19 protein-coding genes and 1 pseudogene are annotated in these 18,922 nt (G+C 69.4%); 8 read left to right on the top strand and 12 right to left on the bottom strand.

What is annotated here, in order from left to right; translation table 11 throughout:
• The first annotated feature begins 231 nt into the window (after positions 1-231).
• From AQJ64_RS17470 to AQJ64_RS50135, 5 genes and pseudogenes are all read left to right on the top strand, one after another.
• On the top strand, positions 232-1,281 hold the full coding sequence (locus AQJ64_RS17470) for a LacI family DNA-binding transcriptional regulator (RefSeq protein ID WP_055636320.1): 1,050 nt from the start codon (positions 232-234) through the stop codon (positions 1,279-1,281).
• Positions 1,278-2,042: an SDR family NAD(P)-dependent oxidoreductase gene (locus AQJ64_RS17465; protein ID WP_055636321.1), complete on the top strand. Its 765-nt coding sequence runs from the start codon at positions 1,278-1,280 to the stop codon at positions 2,040-2,042. The genes AQJ64_RS17470 and AQJ64_RS17465 overlap by 4 nt, the downstream gene beginning before the upstream one ends.
• A 65-nt stretch (positions 2,043-2,107) precedes the next feature.
• Entirely contained in the window at positions 2,108-3,400 is a 1,293-nt protein-coding gene (gene dgoD / locus AQJ64_RS17460; protein ID WP_157881044.1) for a galactonate dehydratase, read from the top strand.
• A 383-nt stretch (positions 3,401-3,783) separates the two neighbouring features.
• On the top strand, positions 3,784-5,367 hold the full coding sequence (locus tag AQJ64_RS17455; RefSeq protein ID WP_240512783.1) for a Gfo/Idh/MocA family protein: 1,584 nt from the start codon (positions 3,784-3,786) through the stop codon (positions 5,365-5,367).
• A 421-nt stretch (positions 5,368-5,788) separates the two neighbouring features.
• A pseudogene (locus AQJ64_RS50135) lies at positions 5,789-6,767 on the top strand (tyrosine-type recombinase/integrase).
• A gap of 47 nt (positions 6,768-6,814) precedes the next feature.
• On the opposite strand, the gene AQJ64_RS17445 reads toward AQJ64_RS50135, so the two are convergent.
• Both AQJ64_RS17445 and AQJ64_RS17440 read right to left on the bottom strand, forming a co-directional pair.
• Positions 6,815-7,783, bottom strand: a complete 969-nt coding sequence (locus AQJ64_RS17445; RefSeq protein WP_055636324.1) for an alpha/beta hydrolase — start codon at positions 7,781-7,783, stop codon at positions 6,815-6,817.
• A gap of 104 nt (positions 7,784-7,887) precedes the next feature.
• Entirely contained in the window at positions 7,888-8,205 is a 318-nt protein-coding gene (locus AQJ64_RS17440; RefSeq protein WP_055636325.1) for a putative quinol monooxygenase, read from the bottom strand.
• Between the two features lie 149 nt (positions 8,206-8,354).
• On the opposite strand from AQJ64_RS17440, the gene AQJ64_RS17435 reads away from it, so the two are divergent.
• From AQJ64_RS17435 to AQJ64_RS49110, 3 genes are all read left to right on the top strand, one after another.
• Entirely contained in the window at positions 8,355-9,260 is a 906-nt protein-coding gene (locus AQJ64_RS17435) for an AraC family transcriptional regulator (RefSeq protein ID WP_055636326.1), read from the top strand.
• Between the two features lie 159 nt (positions 9,261-9,419).
• A complete protein-coding gene (locus tag AQJ64_RS17430; RefSeq protein ID WP_055636327.1) occupies positions 9,420-10,169 on the top strand; it encodes an SDR family oxidoreductase in 750 nt (249 codons plus the stop codon).
• A 110-nt stretch (positions 10,170-10,279) separates the two neighbouring features.
• Complete coding sequence (locus AQJ64_RS49110) at positions 10,280-10,426, top strand: hypothetical protein (RefSeq protein ID WP_157881045.1); 147 nt, start codon at positions 10,280-10,282, stop codon at positions 10,424-10,426.
• 85 nt (positions 10,427-10,511) lie between these two features.
• Here AQJ64_RS49110 and AQJ64_RS17425 read toward each other — a convergent pair whose 3' ends face one another.
• From AQJ64_RS17425 to AQJ64_RS52325, 10 genes are all read right to left on the bottom strand, one after another.
• Positions 10,512-11,237: an MBL fold metallo-hydrolase gene (locus tag AQJ64_RS17425; protein ID WP_055636328.1), complete on the bottom strand. Its 726-nt coding sequence runs from the start codon at positions 11,235-11,237 to the stop codon at positions 10,512-10,514.
• A gap of 215 nt (positions 11,238-11,452) precedes the next feature.
• Complete coding sequence (locus AQJ64_RS17420; protein ID WP_055636329.1) at positions 11,453-11,842, bottom strand: nuclear transport factor 2 family protein; 390 nt, start codon at positions 11,840-11,842, stop codon at positions 11,453-11,455.
• 185 nt (positions 11,843-12,027) lie between these two features.
• Positions 12,028-12,486, bottom strand: a complete 459-nt coding sequence (locus AQJ64_RS17415; protein ID WP_055636330.1) for a nuclear transport factor 2 family protein — start codon at positions 12,484-12,486, stop codon at positions 12,028-12,030.
• Entirely contained in the window at positions 12,444-12,821 is a 378-nt protein-coding gene (locus tag AQJ64_RS17410) for a nuclear transport factor 2 family protein (protein WP_055636331.1), read from the bottom strand. Before AQJ64_RS17410 ends, AQJ64_RS17415 begins: the two co-directional genes overlap by 43 nt.
• Positions 12,822-13,988: a sugar ABC transporter substrate-binding protein gene (locus tag AQJ64_RS17405; RefSeq protein ID WP_055636332.1), complete on the bottom strand. Its 1,167-nt coding sequence runs from the start codon at positions 13,986-13,988 to the stop codon at positions 12,822-12,824.
• 410 nt (positions 13,989-14,398) lie between these two features.
• Positions 14,399-15,415, bottom strand: a complete 1,017-nt coding sequence (locus tag AQJ64_RS17400; RefSeq protein WP_055636333.1) for an ABC transporter permease — start codon at positions 15,413-15,415, stop codon at positions 14,399-14,401.
• Positions 15,415-16,998: a sugar ABC transporter ATP-binding protein gene (locus AQJ64_RS17395; protein WP_055636334.1), complete on the bottom strand. Its 1,584-nt coding sequence runs from the start codon at positions 16,996-16,998 to the stop codon at positions 15,415-15,417. The genes AQJ64_RS17400 and AQJ64_RS17395 overlap by 1 nt, the downstream gene beginning before the upstream one ends.
• A gap of 679 nt (positions 16,999-17,677) precedes the next feature.
• Positions 17,678-17,812 (bottom strand): hypothetical protein, encoded by a 135-nt coding sequence (locus tag AQJ64_RS50900; RefSeq protein WP_398686784.1) that lies wholly within the window; start codon positions 17,810-17,812, stop codon positions 17,678-17,680.
• Between the two features lie 50 nt (positions 17,813-17,862).
• A complete protein-coding gene (locus AQJ64_RS52330) occupies positions 17,863-18,231 on the bottom strand; it encodes a molybdopterin cofactor-binding domain-containing protein (RefSeq protein ID WP_425315612.1) in 369 nt (122 codons plus the stop codon).
• Positions 18,228-18,548 carry a hypothetical protein gene (locus AQJ64_RS52325; RefSeq protein WP_420876554.1) on the bottom strand — a complete coding sequence of 107 codons (321 nt, stop codon included), beginning with the start codon at positions 18,546-18,548 and terminating at the stop codon, positions 18,228-18,230. Before AQJ64_RS52325 ends, AQJ64_RS52330 begins: the two co-directional genes overlap by 4 nt.
• Positions 18,549-18,922: the final 374 nt, after the last annotated feature.

The following is an 18,922-nucleotide window of genomic DNA, read 5'->3' as shown; positions in this document are numbered from 1 at the left end:
CCTGCCCATGGCCGGTATCCGGCATTGACACTGCTGCGTTAGCCTGGACCGGTTTCTAGGGCTCTGCCCAGACTTATCGGGTATTTCCGTCTGAGGAAACCGGTTGACTTGAACTTCGGCGAACGTTAAGTTGCAGCGTCAGAAGATGTCAAGAGCTTGTTAACAGATCAGAACATGCCACCGCCGCAGATGCCGAGCGGCCCATGGCGCCCACCCGGAAGGAGGACCCGCGTGTCGGAACAGCCCGTCAGGGCGAGGCTCGTGGACGTGGCGGAGCGGGCCGGAGTCTCCAAGGCCACCGTGTCCAAGGTGCTGAACGGCAGACAGGACTTGAACGTGCGGCCGGAGACACGCCGACGCGTCCACGAGGCCGCCGAGGCGCTCGGCTACCGGCCCCATTCCGGGGCCCGGGCGCTGGCCGGCGCCAGCACGCACGCACTGGCCCTGCTGGTCCCCGCCCTGGACAACCCCACGTACGTCACCATCGCCCGCGGCGCCTACCAGCGATCCCGTGAACTGGGCTATCTCTCCCTGCTGGCCGAGGACTTCGACGGGCAGGAAGCCGACGAGTCCTTCAACGACCTGGTGCAGGAGGGCAGGGTCGACGGGCTGCTCATCGCCTCCGCCCGCCCCGGTCACCCCCTGCTCAAAGCACTCCGCGCCAGCCCGGTCCCGCACGTCTTCGTCAACCGGTCGGTCGAGGGGTCCGAGCGAAACGTCACCATGGACGTGGCCCGTTCCAGTGTCACCGCCCTCGACCACCTGCACAGCCTCGGTCACCGCGCGGTCGGCCACATCGCGGGCCCGCCGGGCATCACTCCCAGCGACACCCGAAAGGAAGCGTTCCTGCGGCACGCCGGGGAGCTGGGGCTGTCCGCCGCGCCGGTGGCGTCCGGCGACTTCACCGAGGACGGCGGTGGGTCCGCGGCACTGGAACTGCTCCGCCCCGTGGACGCTGACGGCCATCCGCCGGTCACCGCGCTCTACACCAGCTCCCTTGCGCAGGCGATGGGTGCGATGGCCGCGATCCGCAGTCTCGGATTGCGCGTCCCCGAGGACGTCTCGGTGATCGGCAATGACGACCTGCCCGTCGCCGCACACCTCCACCCCCCGCTGACCACCGTGGCCATGCCCCTGTACGAGCTGGGAACCGCGGCCGTGGACGCCCTGGTGGCCGCCATCGAGGGCGCGCCGCTCAGAGACGTCGTCGTACCCACCGAGCCGCGGCTGGTGCTGCGCAGTTCCACGGCTGGACCGGCAGAACCAGGAGGGACGCCATGACTGTCGCCGCGCCGGCGCGTTTCACCGGCCGCACGGCCCTGCTGACCGCGGCCGCTTCCGGCATCGGAGCGGCGACCGCCCGCCGACTGGCGGCGGAGGGAGCGTCGGTCCTCGTGACCGACGTGGACGCCGAGGGCGCCCATCGCGTCGCCGAGGAGATCCGCGCCGCAGGAGGACGGGCGCAGGACCAGTGCCTCGACGTCACCGCACCGAGTCAGTGGACCGCGGCCGTCACCGCGGCCGAGTCCTGGACCGGGCGCCTCGACGTGCTCCACCTCAACGCCGGCCAGAACGTACACGGAGCGGCACACGAACTGGACGACGCCACCTGGCACCACCAGCTGCGGCTCTGCCTCGACGCCGTCTTCTACGGTGTCCGCGCCGCCGTGCCCCTGCTCAGGACGGCCAGGGGCGCCGTGGTGATCACCTCGTCCGTACACGCGGTCGTCGGCTTCAAGGGCTTCCCTGCCTACGCGGCGGCCAAGGGGGGGATCGACGCCCTCGTACGCCAGCTCGCCGTCGAGTACGGCGGGCAGATCAGGTTCAACGCCGTCCTGCCCGGAGCCGTGGCCACCGCCCTGTGGACCGAGGTGCCCGACGAGTACAAGGCCCTCGTCGCCTCACGCACCCCCGTCGGCCGGCTCGGCGCCCCCGAGGACATCGCCGCCGCCGTCGCCTTCCTCGCCTCCGAGGACGCCTCCTTCGTCACCGGCCAGAACCTGCTCGTGGACGGTGGCCGCAGCATCAGCTCCCAGGAGTAGGCCGCCCTCGCCCGTTCCGGGCGGGACCCCTATCGCTCAAGGAACGACCCGGCCTGCGCATCCCGATGGGCTCCGCCCGCGGGTGTCCCGCACAGCAGCCCCTTCCTCACATCTCGCCTGTCTCCCCCGGGGCGGGCAGTTCCTCTCGCCCGCCCTCACCACACTGGCTCACCCGCCCGGTGGTACACAGCACAGGACCGGAGGTCCACCCCATGAAGATCACTGGACATGAGCTCTTCCTCGTCGAACCGCGCTGGCTCTTCCTGCGCGTCGACACCGACGAGGGCATTTCCGGCTGGGGCGAACCCATCGTCGAGGGCAAGGCCCAGACCGTCGCCCGCTGCGTCGAGGAGATGTTCGACTACCTGGTCGGCCAGGACCCCGCCCGCATCGAAGAGCACTGGCAGGTGCTCGCCAAGAGCGGCTTCTACCGCGGCGGTGTCGTCCTCAACAGCGCCCTGGCCGGCATCGACCAGGCCCTGTGGGACATCGCGGGCAAGACCCACGGCGTTCCGGTCCACCAGCTCCTCGGTGGCCACGTCCGCGACCGGGTGCGCGTCTACGGCTGGGTCGGCGGCGAGACTCTGGAGGAACTGGCCGAGTCGGCGGCCGCGCAGGTCGCCAAGGGTATGACGGCGGTCAAGTTCAACCCCTGCGGCCAGCTGGAGCCCCTCGCCACGCCCGCCGCGATCAACGCCATCGTGGACGGCGTTACCACGGTCCGCGAGGCCATCGGCCCGGACCGCGACCTGGCACTCGACTTCCACGGCCGCTTCAGCGGGGCGATGTCCCGCCGCGTACTGCCGTTCTTGGAGCCGCTGTTGCCGCTGTTCGTGGAGGAGCCGGTACTGCCGGAGTTCTCCCAGGACCTCGGCGCCGTCGTGCGCTCCACCTCCATCCCGATCGCCACCGGCGAACGGCTCTACTCCCGCTGGGACTTCCGCTCGGTGCTCTCCGACGGCATCGCCGTGGCCCAGCCCGACATCAGCCACGCCGGCGGCATCTCCGAGACCCGCCGGATCGCCGCGATGGCCGAGACCTACGACGTCCTGGTGGCCCCGCACTGCCCGCTCGGCCCGATCGCCCTCGCGGCCAGCCTGCAACTCGACTTCGCGATCCCCAACTTCCTCATCCAGGAACAGGCACTGGGCATCGGCTACGGCGACAGCAGCGGCTTGCTGGACTACCTCGCCGACACCACGCCCTTCACCTTCCGCGACGGCTACATCGACCGACCCACCGCCCCCGGCCTCGGCATCACCATCGACGAGGACGCGGTCCGGGCCGCCGCCGAACGCGGCCACCGCTGGCGCAACCCGGTCTGGCGCAACACGGACGGCTCACTGGCCTCCTGGTAGCCCGGGACAGGGCCGCCCGGCGGCCGCATGAAGCCGACTCCGGCCTCGGGGCGTCCGTCCACCAGGTCCCGGTACCGCCGTCGGGCACCCTGCGAGCAGGCAGGGCCGTTCGCCGGGTTCAGGAGGGCATCGAGCCGGGCGAGTGCACTGGTGATCACCTTGGTCCAGGGTGAAGTCGCAGGTCACGGATCTGGTGTGCCGCGGGTTCCGGTGTGCTCGGGCTGGTCGCGGGCGGACGACTCCGGCGTAGATCATCGGCCTGCGGGCGACTTCACGGTTCGTCAGGACCAGCAGGGCCCTGACCAGCGTGGTCGCCCACTTCGGGCGCTCTGAACGATCCAGCCTCCTGTCCTCACCATGCGACCACCCATACTGACCCGGCCATGCGCAAAGAGGCGCTGAAAGCTAAGGGAATCATGACCGAGTACCGCCTCGTGGACCAGAACCCGACCGCACCCCTACCGGCATCGAGCACCAGCACCACGGTGAATCCCCAAGTGGTGGGGGAGTTCGCCCCACCTCCCGCGGACCAGCCCCGGCGCCGCTACGCGGTCGCCGGCACCGGGCATCGTGCCGGCATGTACGTTGCCGCCCTGACAGGCGAGCACGCCGATGTCGGAGAGATCGTCGCGTGGCTTGACCCCAACCCGGCCCGCATCGACTACTACGACAACGAAGCCGGGCGTGCCGGTGGTGGCGATGCTCCCGCCCGCCTGCCCCGCTATACCCCCGACAGGCTCGAGCGGATGATCGCAGAGCAGCGCGTCGAGACCGTCATCGTCACCAGCGTCGACCGGACGCACGCGGACATGGTCGACCGCAGCCTGCGCGCGGGGGCGGACGTCGTCGTCGAGAAACCGCTCACCACTGACGCCGAAGGGTGCCGACGTATCGTCCGGGCAGTCGCCGATACCGGCAACGACCTCATCATGACCTTCAACTACCGCTATGCGCCCCGCAATTCGACGCTGCGTCAGGTCATCGCCAGTGGCGTCATCGGTGAGATCACCAGCGTCCATTTCGAGTGGGTCCTGGACACGATGCACGGGGCCGACTACTTCCGCCGCTGGCACCGCGAGAAGCACAACTCCGGAGGACTGCTCGTCCACAAGGCGAGCCACCATTTCGACCTTGTCAACTGGTGGCTCGACGACATACCCGAACGCGTCTACGCCTCCGCAGGGCTGCGCTTCTACGGTGACGCGAACGCAGCGGCCCGCGGAATGGGACCCCGCCCCGAGCGCGGCACCGGCGCCGGAGCGGATCCCTTCGCGCTCGACCTCCGTGATGATCCGCGGCTCGAAGCGCTGTACCTGCAAGCCGAGCACCACGACGGATACCGCCGCGACCAGGACCCGTTCGCGCCAGGCATCACCATCGAGGACAACATGTCCGTCCTGGTCGACTACCGCCGCGGGGCCACACTCACGTACTCCCTGAATGCCCACAGTCCCTGGGAGGGCTATCGGGTCTCGGTCAACGGCACGCAGGGACGTGCGGAACTGTCCGTCGTCGAGCGGGGACACATCCAGCTCGATGATGACGGCGGCGTTGACCTGGATCCGTCCGCACTACCGGGTGCTTCAGCTGTTGATCAGGTTCGGCCCGTCGAAGACCGCCTCGTCGTGCAGAAGCACTGGAACCGGGCAGAAGATGTTGCCATCCCCGACGGGATCGGCGGGCACGGCGGTGGCGACGCCATCCTTCTCAAGGACATTTTCCGTCGCGACCTGCGCCTGCACACCGATCCGCTCGGCCGCGCCGCCGGCTACCTCGACGGAGTGCGCGCCGTGGCCGTCGGTATCGCCGCCAACGAATCCCTGCGCACCGCACAGCCGGTGTCGATCACGGACCTTCAGCTCGGTGTATGCCTTGAGGACCGGACCGCCGAGCACAGCCGGCCTGCCCGAGAAGGAGTGCCGCCTGGCGCGGCAGTCAGCCAGCGCGACACTCCCAGCCACCAATGAGGAGTGGGCATCGTGACGTTGGAGGTCTTGTCCTCGGCGAGCGGCACGTCGTCCGGGACCTTCAACCGCGCTCCGAACCGGGGCGACCGCAGAGGTGGCGAGCGAGGACTGCCCGAGGAACATACCGCCGGTCCGCTCTCCGCGCCGGCTCAGCGGCGACGAGCCGTCGACGCGTCGGCCGCCGAACGCGACGAGCATGGCCTCGCGGCGGTAAGGGGGTTGAGGAACATCCATGTCAGATCGTGCGCTGAGGATTCGTCAGACCTGGTGGGCGACTGACGGAGCATCGGTCGCGGGGCCGGTCTGAAGTCTTCCCACAGATAACGCCCTATTATCTGCGGCATCGCTGATCACGACCTGCGGCGACGTTCTCTGGGCTGTGCACGAAGCGGCCCCGTTATCTGCGGCAAGGGGGGAAGCGGTGCCCGCCGTCGTACGACTGCCCGTCGGGAAGGCGTGGACCGTCCGCGCGGCGGCCGACGTGTTCCTCGACTCGCTCGACAACGCGAACACGCTCCGGTCGTACGGAATTGGCGTCGGTAAGACCGCCGAGCACCTCGGTGATGCCCGCCCGCTCGCCACCGTCGCGGACGACTAGATCGGCGGCGCCCTCGAACAACTGTGGGGCGAGGCCGCGGTCAACACGTGGAACGCCCGGCGGGCGGCGGTGCTGTCGTGGCTGGGCTGGTGTGTCGAGCGCGGATACGACGGCCCGGCTGTCCCGGCCTGGGTGAAGCGGATGCCCCCGCCGGACTCGGAGACCCCGGCCCGCTCGAAGACGGCCGTGGACCGGCTGATCGCCCGGCGCGAGGTCCACCTGCGGGAGAAGACGCTGTGGCGGATGCTGTACGTGACCGTCGCGCGGGCGGAGGAGATCCTCGGCGTCAACATCGAGGAGCTGGACCCTGCCGCCCGCAGGGCCCCGGTGAAGGCCAAGGGCTCGAAGCCGCGTACCCGCCGCCGCGGTGCCCCGCGCGAGGACTACGTCTTGGAGCCCGTGTACTGGGACGCCGGCACCGCCCGCCTGCTGCCCCGGCTGATCAAGGGCCGCCCGCGCGGGCCGGTGTTCGTCACCCACCGCAAGCCGGGTCCCGGCAAGCTCCTCGCGCCGCGTGACGTGTGCCCGGACACCGGGCTGGTCCGGCTGTCGTACGGCCAGGCCCGCGCCCTGCTCGACGCCCACACCGCAGTCGGCGGGGTGCCGGGCACAGGCTGGGACCTGCACGAACTACCGCCATTCCGGTCTCACCGACCTCGGCGAGGCCGGGGCCAGCCTGCCCATGCTGATGGCGAAGTCCCGGCACAAGCAGCAGGAGAACGTACGGCGCTACTTCCACCCCTCGGCGGAGGCGATCGCCGAGGTCACCAGCCTGCTCGCGCCCGGAGACAGCAGACGCTGAGGTCTTATCCAAGGCTGAAGCGTATGACCGAAACTCGTCGACTTCACCTATGCGGCGGGGTTCGTGGGCAGGAGCCGGGCGAGCCAGTCGGTGCGGGTTCGGCGGGCTGTGGCCGAGATGTGTGCCTGCGGGTACAGGGCGTCGAATCCGTGGAAGCCGCCTGCCCAGACGTGGAGTTCGGCCTGGCCGCCGGCCGCCCAGATGCGGGTGGCGTAGTCGGTGTCCTCGTCGCGGAAGACTTCGGCGGAGCCGGTGTCGATGTAGGTGGTCGGCAGGCCCGCGAGGTCGTCGGCCAGGGCGGGTGAGACGTATGCGGGTACCTCGTCGTCGGTGAGGTCGCCGAGGAGGCAGCGCCATCCGAATCCGTTCATCTCGCGGGTCCAGACGCCGGGCCCGTTCGAGTACTGGAGGCTGGAAGTGGTGGTGTTGCGGTGGTCGAGCATGGGGCCGATCAGGACTTGGGCGGCGATCGGCGGGGTGCCGCGGTCGCGGGCCAGCAGGGTGACGCCGGCGGCGAGGCCGCCGCCCGCGCTGGCGCCTGCGACGATGATCCGGGCGGGGTCGATGCCCAGTTCGGCGGCGTGGTCGGCGATCCAGAGCAGTCCCTGGTAGCAGTCGTCGACCGGGATGGTGCCGGTGGACTCGGGCGCGAGCCGGTAGTCGACGGAGACCACGACGGCGCCGAACTCGTCGAGCCACTCCAGCGGGATGTCGATCTGTGAGAAGCGGTCGCCCATGACCATCCCGCCGCCGTGCATCCAGTAGACGCAGGGTGCGGCAGCGGTGCGATCGCTGTTCGCGGGGCTGAAGACGGACAAGGGGATCGGGGTGCCGTCCGAACTCGCAACGGTGACCTCGCGCCGGTCGATAGCGCGACCTTCGAGGAGGAGTTCGACGGGCATCGAGGAGAAGGGGCGTACCTGCGCCAGCACTTCCGGGCTGAGCTGGGACATCAGCGGCATGTCGGCCAGGAGTTCATGCAGTTCGGGGTCGAGGGAGGGGCGGGCTGTGGTCATGGTCGTTGCCTCTCGTGGGTGGTGGCGGGACGGTCGGGCGAGGACGGGGGCCACCTCGGTGGGCACCGAGGCGGCAGAGGCTGGGGTGTGGGGTGTTCGGCGGGTCAGAGGGCGGATCTGCCGCGGACCGGAACGTAGTCGGTGTACTCGGAGTCCTTGGCGAGCAGCGGGTCGATCTGCGCAACGATGGCCTGGGCGGTCCTGCCGGCGAAGACGCGGTGGTGGTCCTCCTCGCTGGTCCAGCCTTCGGCGACGTGGACGACGTCGGGGTCGGACGCGGAGCGGGAGACGAGGTAGACGAGGCAGTATTCGCTCGCGCCGGGGCTGCCCTCGTTCAGTCCGGTCAGCAGCAGGTCGACGAGCTGGTCGCCCATACCGGGCCTGGCGGTCAGGGTCGCGCTGAAGCCGTAGTGGGCAATCATGGATTTTTTCTCTTCCTCTTCGGTGATGGAGTGCGGTGATTCCATTCAAGCGGGTTGAACTGCGAAAACGTTAGACCGATACTCGTTTGTACTTGCACGATCCTCGCGGCTTTGGGAACCTCGGCGCGGAATGGTGCTGCAATGGACGCATGCACCTCGAAGAACTCCGCACCCTGCTGGCCCGCCATGCGCGGCCCGACTGGACCACCGCCGTCGACGGCGTCCTCATCTCGAAGGTCGACCGCCCTGATCCGCCGGCGCCTTCGATGTCCGGCACGCTCCTGGCGGTCATCGCGCAGGGCGCCAAACGCCTCGCCCTGGGTGAGAGGGTGTTCGAGTACGGACCCGGGCAGTACCTGGTTGCATCCGTCGATCTGCCTGTCACAGGGCAGTTCACCCAGGCCGACCCCAAGCAGCCGGCGCTGGGGTTCGGTCTCGTCCTGGAACCGTCCGCCGTTGCCGAGCTGCTCCTTGAGGCCGGGCCCGGAGACGGCCCCCGGAGCAGCGGGGGCGCGCCGTCGGGGATCGCCGTCAGTGACGCTCCGTCCGCGCTGCTGGACGCGGTGGTCCGGCTGCTGCGCCTGCTCGACGAGCCCCGCGACCGGGCCGTACTGGCCCCGCTGGTCAAGCGCGAGATCCTGTGGCGTCTGATCACCGGCGAGCAGGGTGCGACGGTTCGCCAGCTCGGCCTGGCCGACAGCAGCCTCAGCCACATCTCGCGGGCCGTGCGCTGGATCCGCGAGCACTACGCGCAGCCCTTCCGGGTCGAGGACGTGGCGCGGCAGTCCGGCATGGGCGTCTCCGCCTTCTACCGCAACTTCCAAGCGGTGACCGCGATGAGCCCCATCCAGTTCCAGAAGCAGATCCGGCTCCAGGAGGCCCGGCTGCTGCTCGCCACCCACCCCGGAGACGTCACCGGAGTCGGCCACCGCGTCGGCTACGACAACCCGTCGCAGTTCAGCCGGGAGTACCGCCGCCAGTTCGGCGCGCCCCCCAGCCAGGACGCCGCCCGTCTGCGGCAGGCCGTGCGTGCGCCGGCAGGTCTCCTGCCCTGAGCTGGGTGGGCCCTACTGGAGGATCGTGCAAGGAGCAGCGAGGATAGTTCTACTATCTCCGCAGGTCAGAACGATTCAATGGGATCACCGGTTCTCCCGTGGAGCAGGAAAATGCCTGCCCACCCGTATGGATCCCACCACATCGCAAAGGGGCACAACATGAAGACAGTTCTGATCACTGGTACCTCATCCGGGTACGGGCGGGAGACCGCCCTCTACTTCCACTCGCAGGGGTGGAACGTCATCGCCACGATGCGGACGCCGCGTCCAGGCGTCCTTCCTGAGTCGGACCGGCTCCGCGTCATCGAGCTCGACGTGACCAGGCCCGAGAGCATCACCGCCGCGTTCGAGGCCGAGGGCCCCATCGATGTCCTGGTCAACAACGCGGGCGTGCCCTCGATCAGCGTGTTCGAGGGCACCCCCATGGCCCGAGTGCGGGAGGTCTTCGAGACCAACACGTTCGGCGTGATGGCGATGACGCAGGCGGTGCTGCCCCAGTTCCGCGAGCGTGGCTCCGGCGTGGTGGTCAACGTGACCTCGAGCGTGGTGCTGGGGCACATGCCGCTCTCGGCCGTCTACAAGGCGAGCAAGATGGCCATCGAGGGGTTCACCGCATCCCTCGCGCTCGAGCTCGCGCCGTTCGGTGTGCGGGCGAAGACGGTCGAGCCGGGCGCCTGCCTGACGACGAACTTCGCGGCCAACGCGACGAAGGGCGCCGCGCTGGACGAGCTGGTCCCGGCGCCCTACGCACCATGGGCGAAGAAGGCCATGGGCGACTTCACGGGCCAGGACCTGTTCACCAAGGAGAGCGACGTCGCCGAGACAGTGTGGCGAGCCGTGCACGACACGACCGGCCAGCTGCGATTCCCCGCCGGCCCCGACGCGGTCTCGCTCTCCCAGGCGAAGTGATCAGCCAGCGGGCAAGGTCACGCCGCACTGATACCAGGAGCCGGCCCCGATACCAGGGGCCGGCCCCGCGCCCACGCACCGGGTCGGCTCGCCGTCGGGCGCTCACCCCGATGAGCGGGAACCTGACCTACGACGAGAAGCCGGACCGGTTCGCCCTGGGCCACGGTCACCGCCGGGACGCCGTCTACGACCGGCCGCCTGCCGACAGAAGGCGTACCGGGCCCGCCGGGCCGCCGAGCGGATCCGCGAAGCCGTAACACGGCGGGCGTCCCGCGAGCCGAGACGGCCCCCTGACGATCACGGCGCAGACCGTGTCTCCGGGTGCCGCGTCTGCGCGAGACGCTACAGGTTGCCGGGTGCGGAGGACTCCAGCGCCGCTCCCCACCCGCTCAGCACCCGCGGGTCCGCCACCGGATCGCCGTGTCCAGGGCACAGCAGCAGGACGTCGTGGGCGGCCATCGCCGCGGCGGAGCGGCGGGCCGATGCCGCGTCGTCGTTGAAATAGCCCAGCGTGGGCCCTCCCGACAGGGTGACGATGAGGTCGCCGGTGAACAGGACACGGGACTCCCTGACCAGGAGGCCGATGCTGCCCTCCGTGTGCCCTGCTCCGTTGATCACCGCCGCCCCGCCCCCGATCGCGACGACGTCTCCCGCCTCCACCTCGGAGTCGACGCGACACGGAGGGGCCGGCGGGATGCCGGCGGACAGCCGCTCGAACACCGCGCGCTCCTCCTCGGTGAGCGTCCGGCGCGGGGGCTGACGCTCGCCGCGGATGATCGGAGCGTCCGCGCGATGCGCGACCACCTCGACATCGCCCCAGCTCGCCACGTCCGCGGCCGCGCCCGTGTGGTCCTCATGGTGATGCGTGAGCACGAGCCGCCGGAGGGCCGTGGTACGGAATCCCAGCTCGGCGAAGGCGGCGGCGAGCGCGGGCTCGTCCCCGGGAAACCCTGCGTCGATCATCGTGACCTCTGACCCGTCGCGCCAGAGGTAGACCTGCGGGAAGCCCGTCCGGATCATGAAGAGATCGGGAGCAAGCTCGCGGATCTCCGTCGCTCGATCGCCCATGGTCTGTCTCCTCCTGGTCCCACTGCCTCTTACGCCCGCGGGGGTAAGAGCGATACCGAAGTGTTCCCGGCTCCATGTGCCCGGCCGAGTGGTGAAGCCCGTGCTGCCCATGCCCTGGGAACGCTCACGGCCGATCCGCGTCGTCGGCGCGGAGATGCCGGCGCCATCCGGTTCCAGCAGGGGCCGGACGGCGCCGGTGCTCAAGTCGGGTGGGGTCACTCGAGTCCGTGGATGACCTTGCCGCCGGGCGGCGGACGGAAGGCATCCCAGTGCTCGACGAGCAGCCCCTCGCGTACGCGGAAGACGTCGATCAGCATCCCGTCCTCGCGGATTGCCTGACGGGCGATGAACTCGCCGTCGGCGATGACGTTCACCTCGATCTCCTTCGCCGGGTCGAGCCGCTCCTCCGGGGGCAGCGAGAGGATGTAGGTGAAGAACTTCCGGAGCCCCTCGCGGCCCTGCTCGATATTCGGGTTGTGCTGGATGTAGTCCTCGGCCACGTACCGGTCGAGGTGCTCCAGTCCCGCCACAGTGCCGTGGGCGATCTCGAAGAACTCGGCGACGATCTGCTTGTTGCGCTCGAGATCGTGGGTCTCGTCAGCCATTCCCATTCCCTTCGCTGGATCAGAATCCCGGAAGAAGCTCGTGCCCTGGCGCAGGTGCCAGGAGTCCCACCGCTGATGGAGCACGCCGTCGCGCACCCCTGTGAAAGAACGCGAGGAACTCGCGGGCGCCCGCGCGACCGTCGAGACGGTCCAGGTTCTTGAACTGCCTTCCGGATGTCGATGTCTCATTCGAGACCGTGGATGATCGTGCCGCCCGGTGGCGGGCGGAATGCGTCCCAGTGCTCCTTGACGAGGCCGTCCTCGAGACGGAACACGTTGATGAGCAACCCGTCCTCGCGGATCTCGTGCCGGACGACGAAGTCGCCCTCCGCGATGAGGTGCACCTCGAGCTCCTTGGAGGGGTCAAGGCGCTCGGAGGGAGGGAGCGAGAGGATGTGGGTGAAGAACGTGCGCAGCCCCTCGAGGCCCTGCCCGATGTTCGGGTTGTGCTGGATGTAGTCGGCCGCCGCGAACTCGCCGAGCCGGTCCAGACCCGCGAGATCGCCGTGGGCGACCGCCAGGAAGTCCTCGACGAGCCGCTTGTTGCGTTCGAGCCGCTCGGGTTCCGATGCCGCCGCCTCACCGGCTCCGACCCCCGCCGTCACGAACCCGCCGGCGGGTCGTAGCCCGGCGCCGAACGCCACGCGTCCCAGTGCTCCTGGAGCATGCCGCCCCGAACCCGCCAGATGTCGATGTGGAGCCCGTTGACGCGGATCTCGTGACGCACCACGAGATCCCCCTCGCCGATCAGGTGGACCTCGACGGTCCCGGAAGGATCGAGGTCCTTCTCGCGTGCGCGATGGAATCCGGCGAAGTACTCACGGACGCCCTCGCGCCCCTGCCCGGCGTGTGGATTGTGCTGGAGGTAGTCGACCGCGACGAGGTCGTCCAGACGGTCGAGTCGCTTGGCGATCGCCACGTCGTTGACGAACGCCTCGACAACCTGTTTGTTGCGCTCGATGCTTTCGTCGCCTGTCATCTACTTCTTGCCCCAGAGCTTGAGGAACCCGTCCACGTAGTCGGCCTTGCCGTACCACGAGCCGCTCGACCACCCCTTCTGGGTGAGGTCGAGGCCGGCGACGTTGGCGGACGTGAACAGACGCTGGAACGGGAAGTCCAGCGCGCCCGCGCGCGGCTGACCGACCATGAGCCGCAGCAGCGAGTCGGACAGGTACCAGGAGAGTGCCGGAAGGCTGAACGCGGCGACCGCGGCGGTCCACTGGGACTTGCCGAGCTGCTGCATCACGGCCAGGGAGCCGCCGACGGTGCCGACCTGGGTGTCCGTGGCGCTACGGCTGGCGGCCTGCGCTCCCGAGACGACATCGGGGACGTAGTTGTTCGTACCGGCCACGATGTACTTCATGCTGGAGTCCGCCACCAGCGACGTCGACACCTCGGTGGGGATCTTGTCCTGGTTGACCGTGTTCACGTCGATCACTTTCGACGAGCAGCCGCTGCAGTCGTCCTTCAGCACCTTGACGACACCGTCGTTGGCCCAGGCCGGCGTGATGTCGTTCGAGGTCGTGCGCATCGCGAGCACATGGGCCGAGCCCTTGGAGTCGACGATGAACTGATCGGTCAGCCAGGAGTGGAGCTTCACGAAGTCGGGGGCCACGTAGCTGACGAGCTTCGGGTCGCCGGGGCCGGAGGACGTCGTCATGCCGTTCACCAGTGGGATACCGGCCTTCGCGACCGCGGCGATCGCACTCGGGGCGGTGTTCTGCGTGATGCCGACGGTGACGATGCCGATGGCCTTCGCGTTGATGGCCTGCTGGAGGCAGTTGGCGACGCCGTCCGGCGAGCCGCCGGTCGTGCCGCACGCCTCCACGTCGACGCCGAAGCGCGAGAACACGCTCTTGATCTCGTTCGCGACGACCGAGAAGTCCTGCACCTCGAGCGCCGGCACGATGACGTAGACCTTGCCGCCGGTGATCTTCGACGTGTCGAGGGCCGGACCCGGCGCGACGAACGTGTCGATCGGCTGTCTCGCCGACTTGACCGCCTCCGCGACGCTGGCCGCAACGGCGCCCTTCGCGTCTCCCGACGAGCCCGAGTTCGTCTTGGTGCTGCCGCAGCCGACGAGGGTGAGTGCCAACACCGTGCAGGCCGCGAGAAGTTCGCGTGACCGATTGCGCCCGTTCAGCATGAGATTGCCTCTCTTCTTTGAGTACGTAATCACTTGGCCCTCTCTTCGAGAGCAGAGCGCTGTGCCGTCCGCGGGCGAGGAGCATGAGAGGCCCGGCCCGGGTGTGTCGTGACAACGCGACGGGGAAGACGGAACACAGCGGCGTGTTGGCGTTCGCGGCCTCGCTACCGTCCGGGCAGACGCGTATCGCGCGTCCCGAACCGCACCGCGTCGTCGAGCAGAGCCGCGAGTTCAGTCAGGACGATCTCGAAGCCGACAAGGAGCCCGCCGGCCGCCCGAGGACTCCTGTGCCGCGGGCGGCGGTCAAGAGGACGGCCGCGGGGCGGCCTGTCCGTAACGGGCCGCGTGACTTCACCCACCGTGTTGTGCTCCGTTTCCTGGCGGGAGGGAGGTGCCGTGCAGGAGCCCGTTCAGGCACGTGCGCGGCGGCGGAGAAGAAGCGACACGGTGATGGCGATGATCAGTGCCGCACCGTAGAAGACGTTCGTCACCCATCCGGACAGCCCGAGCAACTGCAGCCCGAACATGCCCGTCAGCAGGAAGTAGGCGGCGATGAACATGCCGATCGCGTTGAAGCGCCCGGGGACCACCGCGATCGTTCCGAGGAACACGGCGGCGAGGGCCGGCATCATCTGCACCTGAGCCGTCGCGGTGCTGAACCCGCCGACGCCGCACGCGAGGATGATGCCGATGACGCCGCTGAGCAGGGCGGCCACCAGGTAGCCCCCGAAACGGATGCGGCGGACGGGGATGCCGGCGAGCCTCGCGACGTTCGGGTTCGAACCGACGAACAGCATCGACCGGCCGAGCGGGGTCGCGGTCATGACGTACGCGGTGACGATGACGAGCACGACGCCGTACCAGAACACCGCCGGGAGGCCGAGGAAGCTGCCGAGCGCGACCTGCGCGAGCGCCGGGTCGAGGCCGCTCACGTTCGACTGGTCCGACATCAACAGCGCGATCCCCAGCGCGACGCTCCCCGTGCCGAGGGTGACGACGATCGAGCTGATCCCGACGATGACCACGAGTACCGCGTTGATGAGGCCGACGAGCACCGCCGCGGCGAGGGCTACGAGGATCGCCAGCGGGACCGGCCAGCCGTGCAGGACGACGAGGGCCGGGAACGTGGTTCCCGCCAGGCCGTAGATGAACGCGAACGACAGGTCGAACTCGCCGACGGCGATCGTGGTGATGACCGCGAGGCCCAGGAAGACCACCGGTGTCTGCTGGCCCAGGACCGCGCGCGAGGCGTTTCCGAGGTCGACGCTGTTCGGGAGCAGCACCAGGAAGAGCACCACCATGATGATCCAGAGCAGCACGAGGCTGTAGCGCTGGAGCAGGTAGGTGGCCGCCCGGGTGAGCGGGATGCCCGTCTTCTGACGTGTGACGCCCGCGGCGATCGTGGGTTGTGACCGTGTGGTTGCCATCAGGCCTCGTTTGCAGGAGTCGGTGCGGAGGGGAGAGCGTGCGCCGCGTCGTCGACGGCGAAGACCGCGGAGAGAACGGCGTCCGCGTCGAACGGTCGCGTCATCTCGCGGACGATCCGGCCGTCCTGGAGGATGAGGACCCGGTCGCAGATCGCCGCGAGGTCCTCGACCTCGGCGGAGCAGACCATGACCGCGGATCCGTCGGCGGCGGCCTGCCGGCTCGCCGTGAGGATCGCGTGACGCGCGCCGACGTCGACCGCCTGGGTGGGGTCGTCGAGCACGAGCAGGTCGGGCGTCCCGAGGAGCCACTTGCCGAGCAGCACCTTCTGCTGGTTGCCGCCGGACATCGCGGCGACGGGCATCGTGGGGTTCGGCGGCCGGATGTCGAACCGCTCGATGATGCCCTCGGTCTCGGCGCGCTGCCACTTGAACCCGGTCCACCAGGGCTTTCCCCGGCTGCGCAGGTGGGGGAGGGTCGCGTTCTCCTCGACCGTCAGATCGAGGGCGACACCCTTGTCGTGCCGGTCGGCGGGGATGAAGGCGATCCCGGCGTCGAGGAGGTCGACGACCCTGGCCCGGGCCAGGTCGACGACGCGTCCGCCGAGCTTGACCTTGCCGGCGCCTCGCCGGTCGCCGCCGAGAAGCGGCCCGAGGTCCGACAGGCCGGAGTCGACCGTCCCCGTGAAGCCGACGACCTCGCCGCGACGGATGGCGGCACTCACGCCCTCGACCCGTCCGCCGCAGACGTCGACGAACTCGACCGTCTCGGGCCGGGGCGCGGGCGGCAGGCTCTCCATGATGTCGCCGAGCTCTGCGGCGCGCCCGAGGACGAGGCTGGTCAGCTTGGCCTCGTCCAGCCCTGCCGTCGGAATGCCCGTCTCCACGACGCGGCCGTTGCGCAGGACGGTCGCCCGGTCGGCGATCTCGAGCACCTCCTTGAGGTTGTGGCTGACGAACAGCACGGCCGTGCCCTGGCTCGTGAGCAGGCGGATCATGTCGTAGAACGCCGGCAGCGCCTCATGGGGGATGGCGCGCGAGGACTCGTCGAAGACCACGACGCCCGTGCCGGGCGTCCGGTCCTGGAGGGCGCGTGCGACCGCGACCGCGACCCGCTCGCTGGGCAGCAGGCTCAGGACCTTGGCCGACGGGTCGATGTCGGTGCGGAGGTATTCCAGCGTCTCGCTGACGGCGACGGCGTCCTCGGAGGTTCGGATCCGACGGGTGATCGGGTTGACCGCGTGCCGGCCGACCCGCACGTTGTCGCGCACCGAGAGGTCGGGCACGAGACCGAGATCCTGGTGCACGAACGAGAGACCCTGTCCGTGCAGCGCCTTGGCCTTGATCGGCGGACCGATGTGCTCGCCGTCGAGGAGGATCTCGCCGTCCGGATCCGCCGAGTAGACGCCGGAGATCAGCTTGATGAGTGTCGACTTGCCGGAGCCGTTCTGCCCGACGAGGGCGTGCACCTCTCCCGGGGCGATCGTCAGGCTGGCGTTCTCGAGGACCGCCACGCCGGCGAACGTCTTGGTGAGATTGCGGACCTCGAGTCGCGGGACCGGCGGGGTGGCGGATTCATCGGCCATGGCTACCGCCCCCGCCGTGCGGGGTCGGTCTCCTCGACGCCGCCGGGGACGGAAAGGGCTGTCTGCGCAAGGCGGACAGCGACAACCGCTGCGGCCGGAGTGCCTGAGCTCAGGGTGGGTCTGCCACCCTCTCCTTTTGCCTCAATGGGTGAATCGGTCGGAACCATGGACGACTCCTTGCGCACGAAGTGCTGTCGGAACCGACGTCCGCTGCCGGCCCCGGATGTGGGTGCTTCTGTCGCGGCCATTCCGGCAACACTGCTGCCGAACCGCCCCATGGGCCTTCGCGGAGTTCCTCCGCGTGGCTCTTCAACCAAACCTGATTCAGAACGCTCGACACGGTCACCGACCGGCGAGCAGCGACAAGGTAGGAAGTGACTCCCGTCACGCTCAATGGACATGTTCATTGGACGAACAAGACACCCATATCGGTGGCTCCGATGTGCACCATCCAGGAGCGGCGGACGTGGAACGCTCACTGAGGAGCGATGAGTCATGGCTGGGAAACTGGTGCGATCCAGGAGTTCGCCGCGCGGGTCCACAGGGGTCTGCTGCAGGTTTGGGTGGCAGGTTCGGCCATACGGCCTGGAGGGCCGGTGGAGTCATGACGGCTTCGAAGGACCTGTCGAACCGGCATCCCGTGGCCGTGAGACGCGGCTTCTGAGGAAGCCTCAATCAATCAGTCTCCAACGGCCTCCGAGCCGATCCGGCGGCCGTCGGCGTAGGCCGTGCGGTGGATGGGGCCGGTGCCTTGTGACAGGGGCGGCCCGGTGTGGTGGCTGGCCCGGGCGATGATCTCCGCCGTAATGGACACCGCCGATTCCTGGGGGGTGCGGGCGCCGAGGTCCAAGCCGATCGGGGAGTTCAGCCTTCCCAGTTGGTGTGTGCTTCGGTGTACGTCTCGTAGCGGGAGGTCTCGGCTCGGACCTCGTGCGCCGACGCTGTCAGGCGGCCCCGCCGGTCGCTGCCCAGCCGCAGTCCGTACTCGTACGCGGGCCGGCATCCCACGCCGAAGTACAACTGCCTGCGGGTGACGACGAGTTCCACGGGGCGTTCGACCATCCGGGCGGCCATGGCCGCGATGACGGAGTGCACCCAGGTGCGGCCGAGGCTGCCGAAGGAGCCGCCGACGAACGGCGAGAAGACGCGGATGTGGTCCGGCGGGATGCCGAGTTCGCCGGCCAGGGTGGACACGGCGCCCTGCACCCACGGGGTCTTCTCCCAGACGGTCAGCCGGTCGCCGTCCCAGCGGGCGACGATGCCGGCCGGTTCGATCGGCTTGTGATGATGCGGGCCGTCTGGTACGTCATCTCCAGCCGGACGGCGGAAGAGCCCAGGGCCCCCTCGGCATCACCTCGGGCATAGGTCTGCCCGTCGCCGGCGGGGTCGGCCACGCTCATGTCGGTCGAGGGAGGCTCGGCGTCGTAGGAGACGCCGACCAGGCTCGCGGCGTGCTGTGCGGTCTCCGGCGTGGTCGCCATCACGACCGCGACGGGCTGTCCGTGCAGGGTGATCGTTTGCCGACGGGCCACCTCGGTGTGCGTCAGCATGAGCACCGCCCACGGCATATCGTGGCGGCGCGCCGGGTGCGCACCGTGCTTCGGCCAAGGTGCCTGTGGGCACGACGAAGGCCCTCGGGCGAGTCCCCCACTGTCCGAGCACCGACGGCGGCTCGGCGCGATGTACGACGGGCTCGACCGGGGCCGCGTCGACGCCGACCGACTGCGTGCGCTGCCGACCGGTCCACCGCTGCCCCCGGTTCCCGGACAGGTGCCCGGAGTCGGCGGTGGACGTCCCGTCGTAGCCGCGGTCGCAGGCGCCGTGCTCGCCGGACCTGCTGTTCCGTCACGTCCACCGCCGGAGGAAACCGCCCCCGGGGATCATCCCGGGCAGGCCGTACCGCACCCCTCGCCCGCCACCCCAC

Origin of the sequence: Streptomyces griseoruber, assembly GCF_001514205.1 — a bacterium.
Lineage (GTDB): Bacteria > Actinomycetota > Actinomycetes > Streptomycetales > Streptomycetaceae > Streptomyces > Streptomyces griseoruber.
The sequence above is the reverse complement of the archived record's forward strand: the minus strand, read 5'-3'. Positions and strand labels throughout refer to the sequence as shown.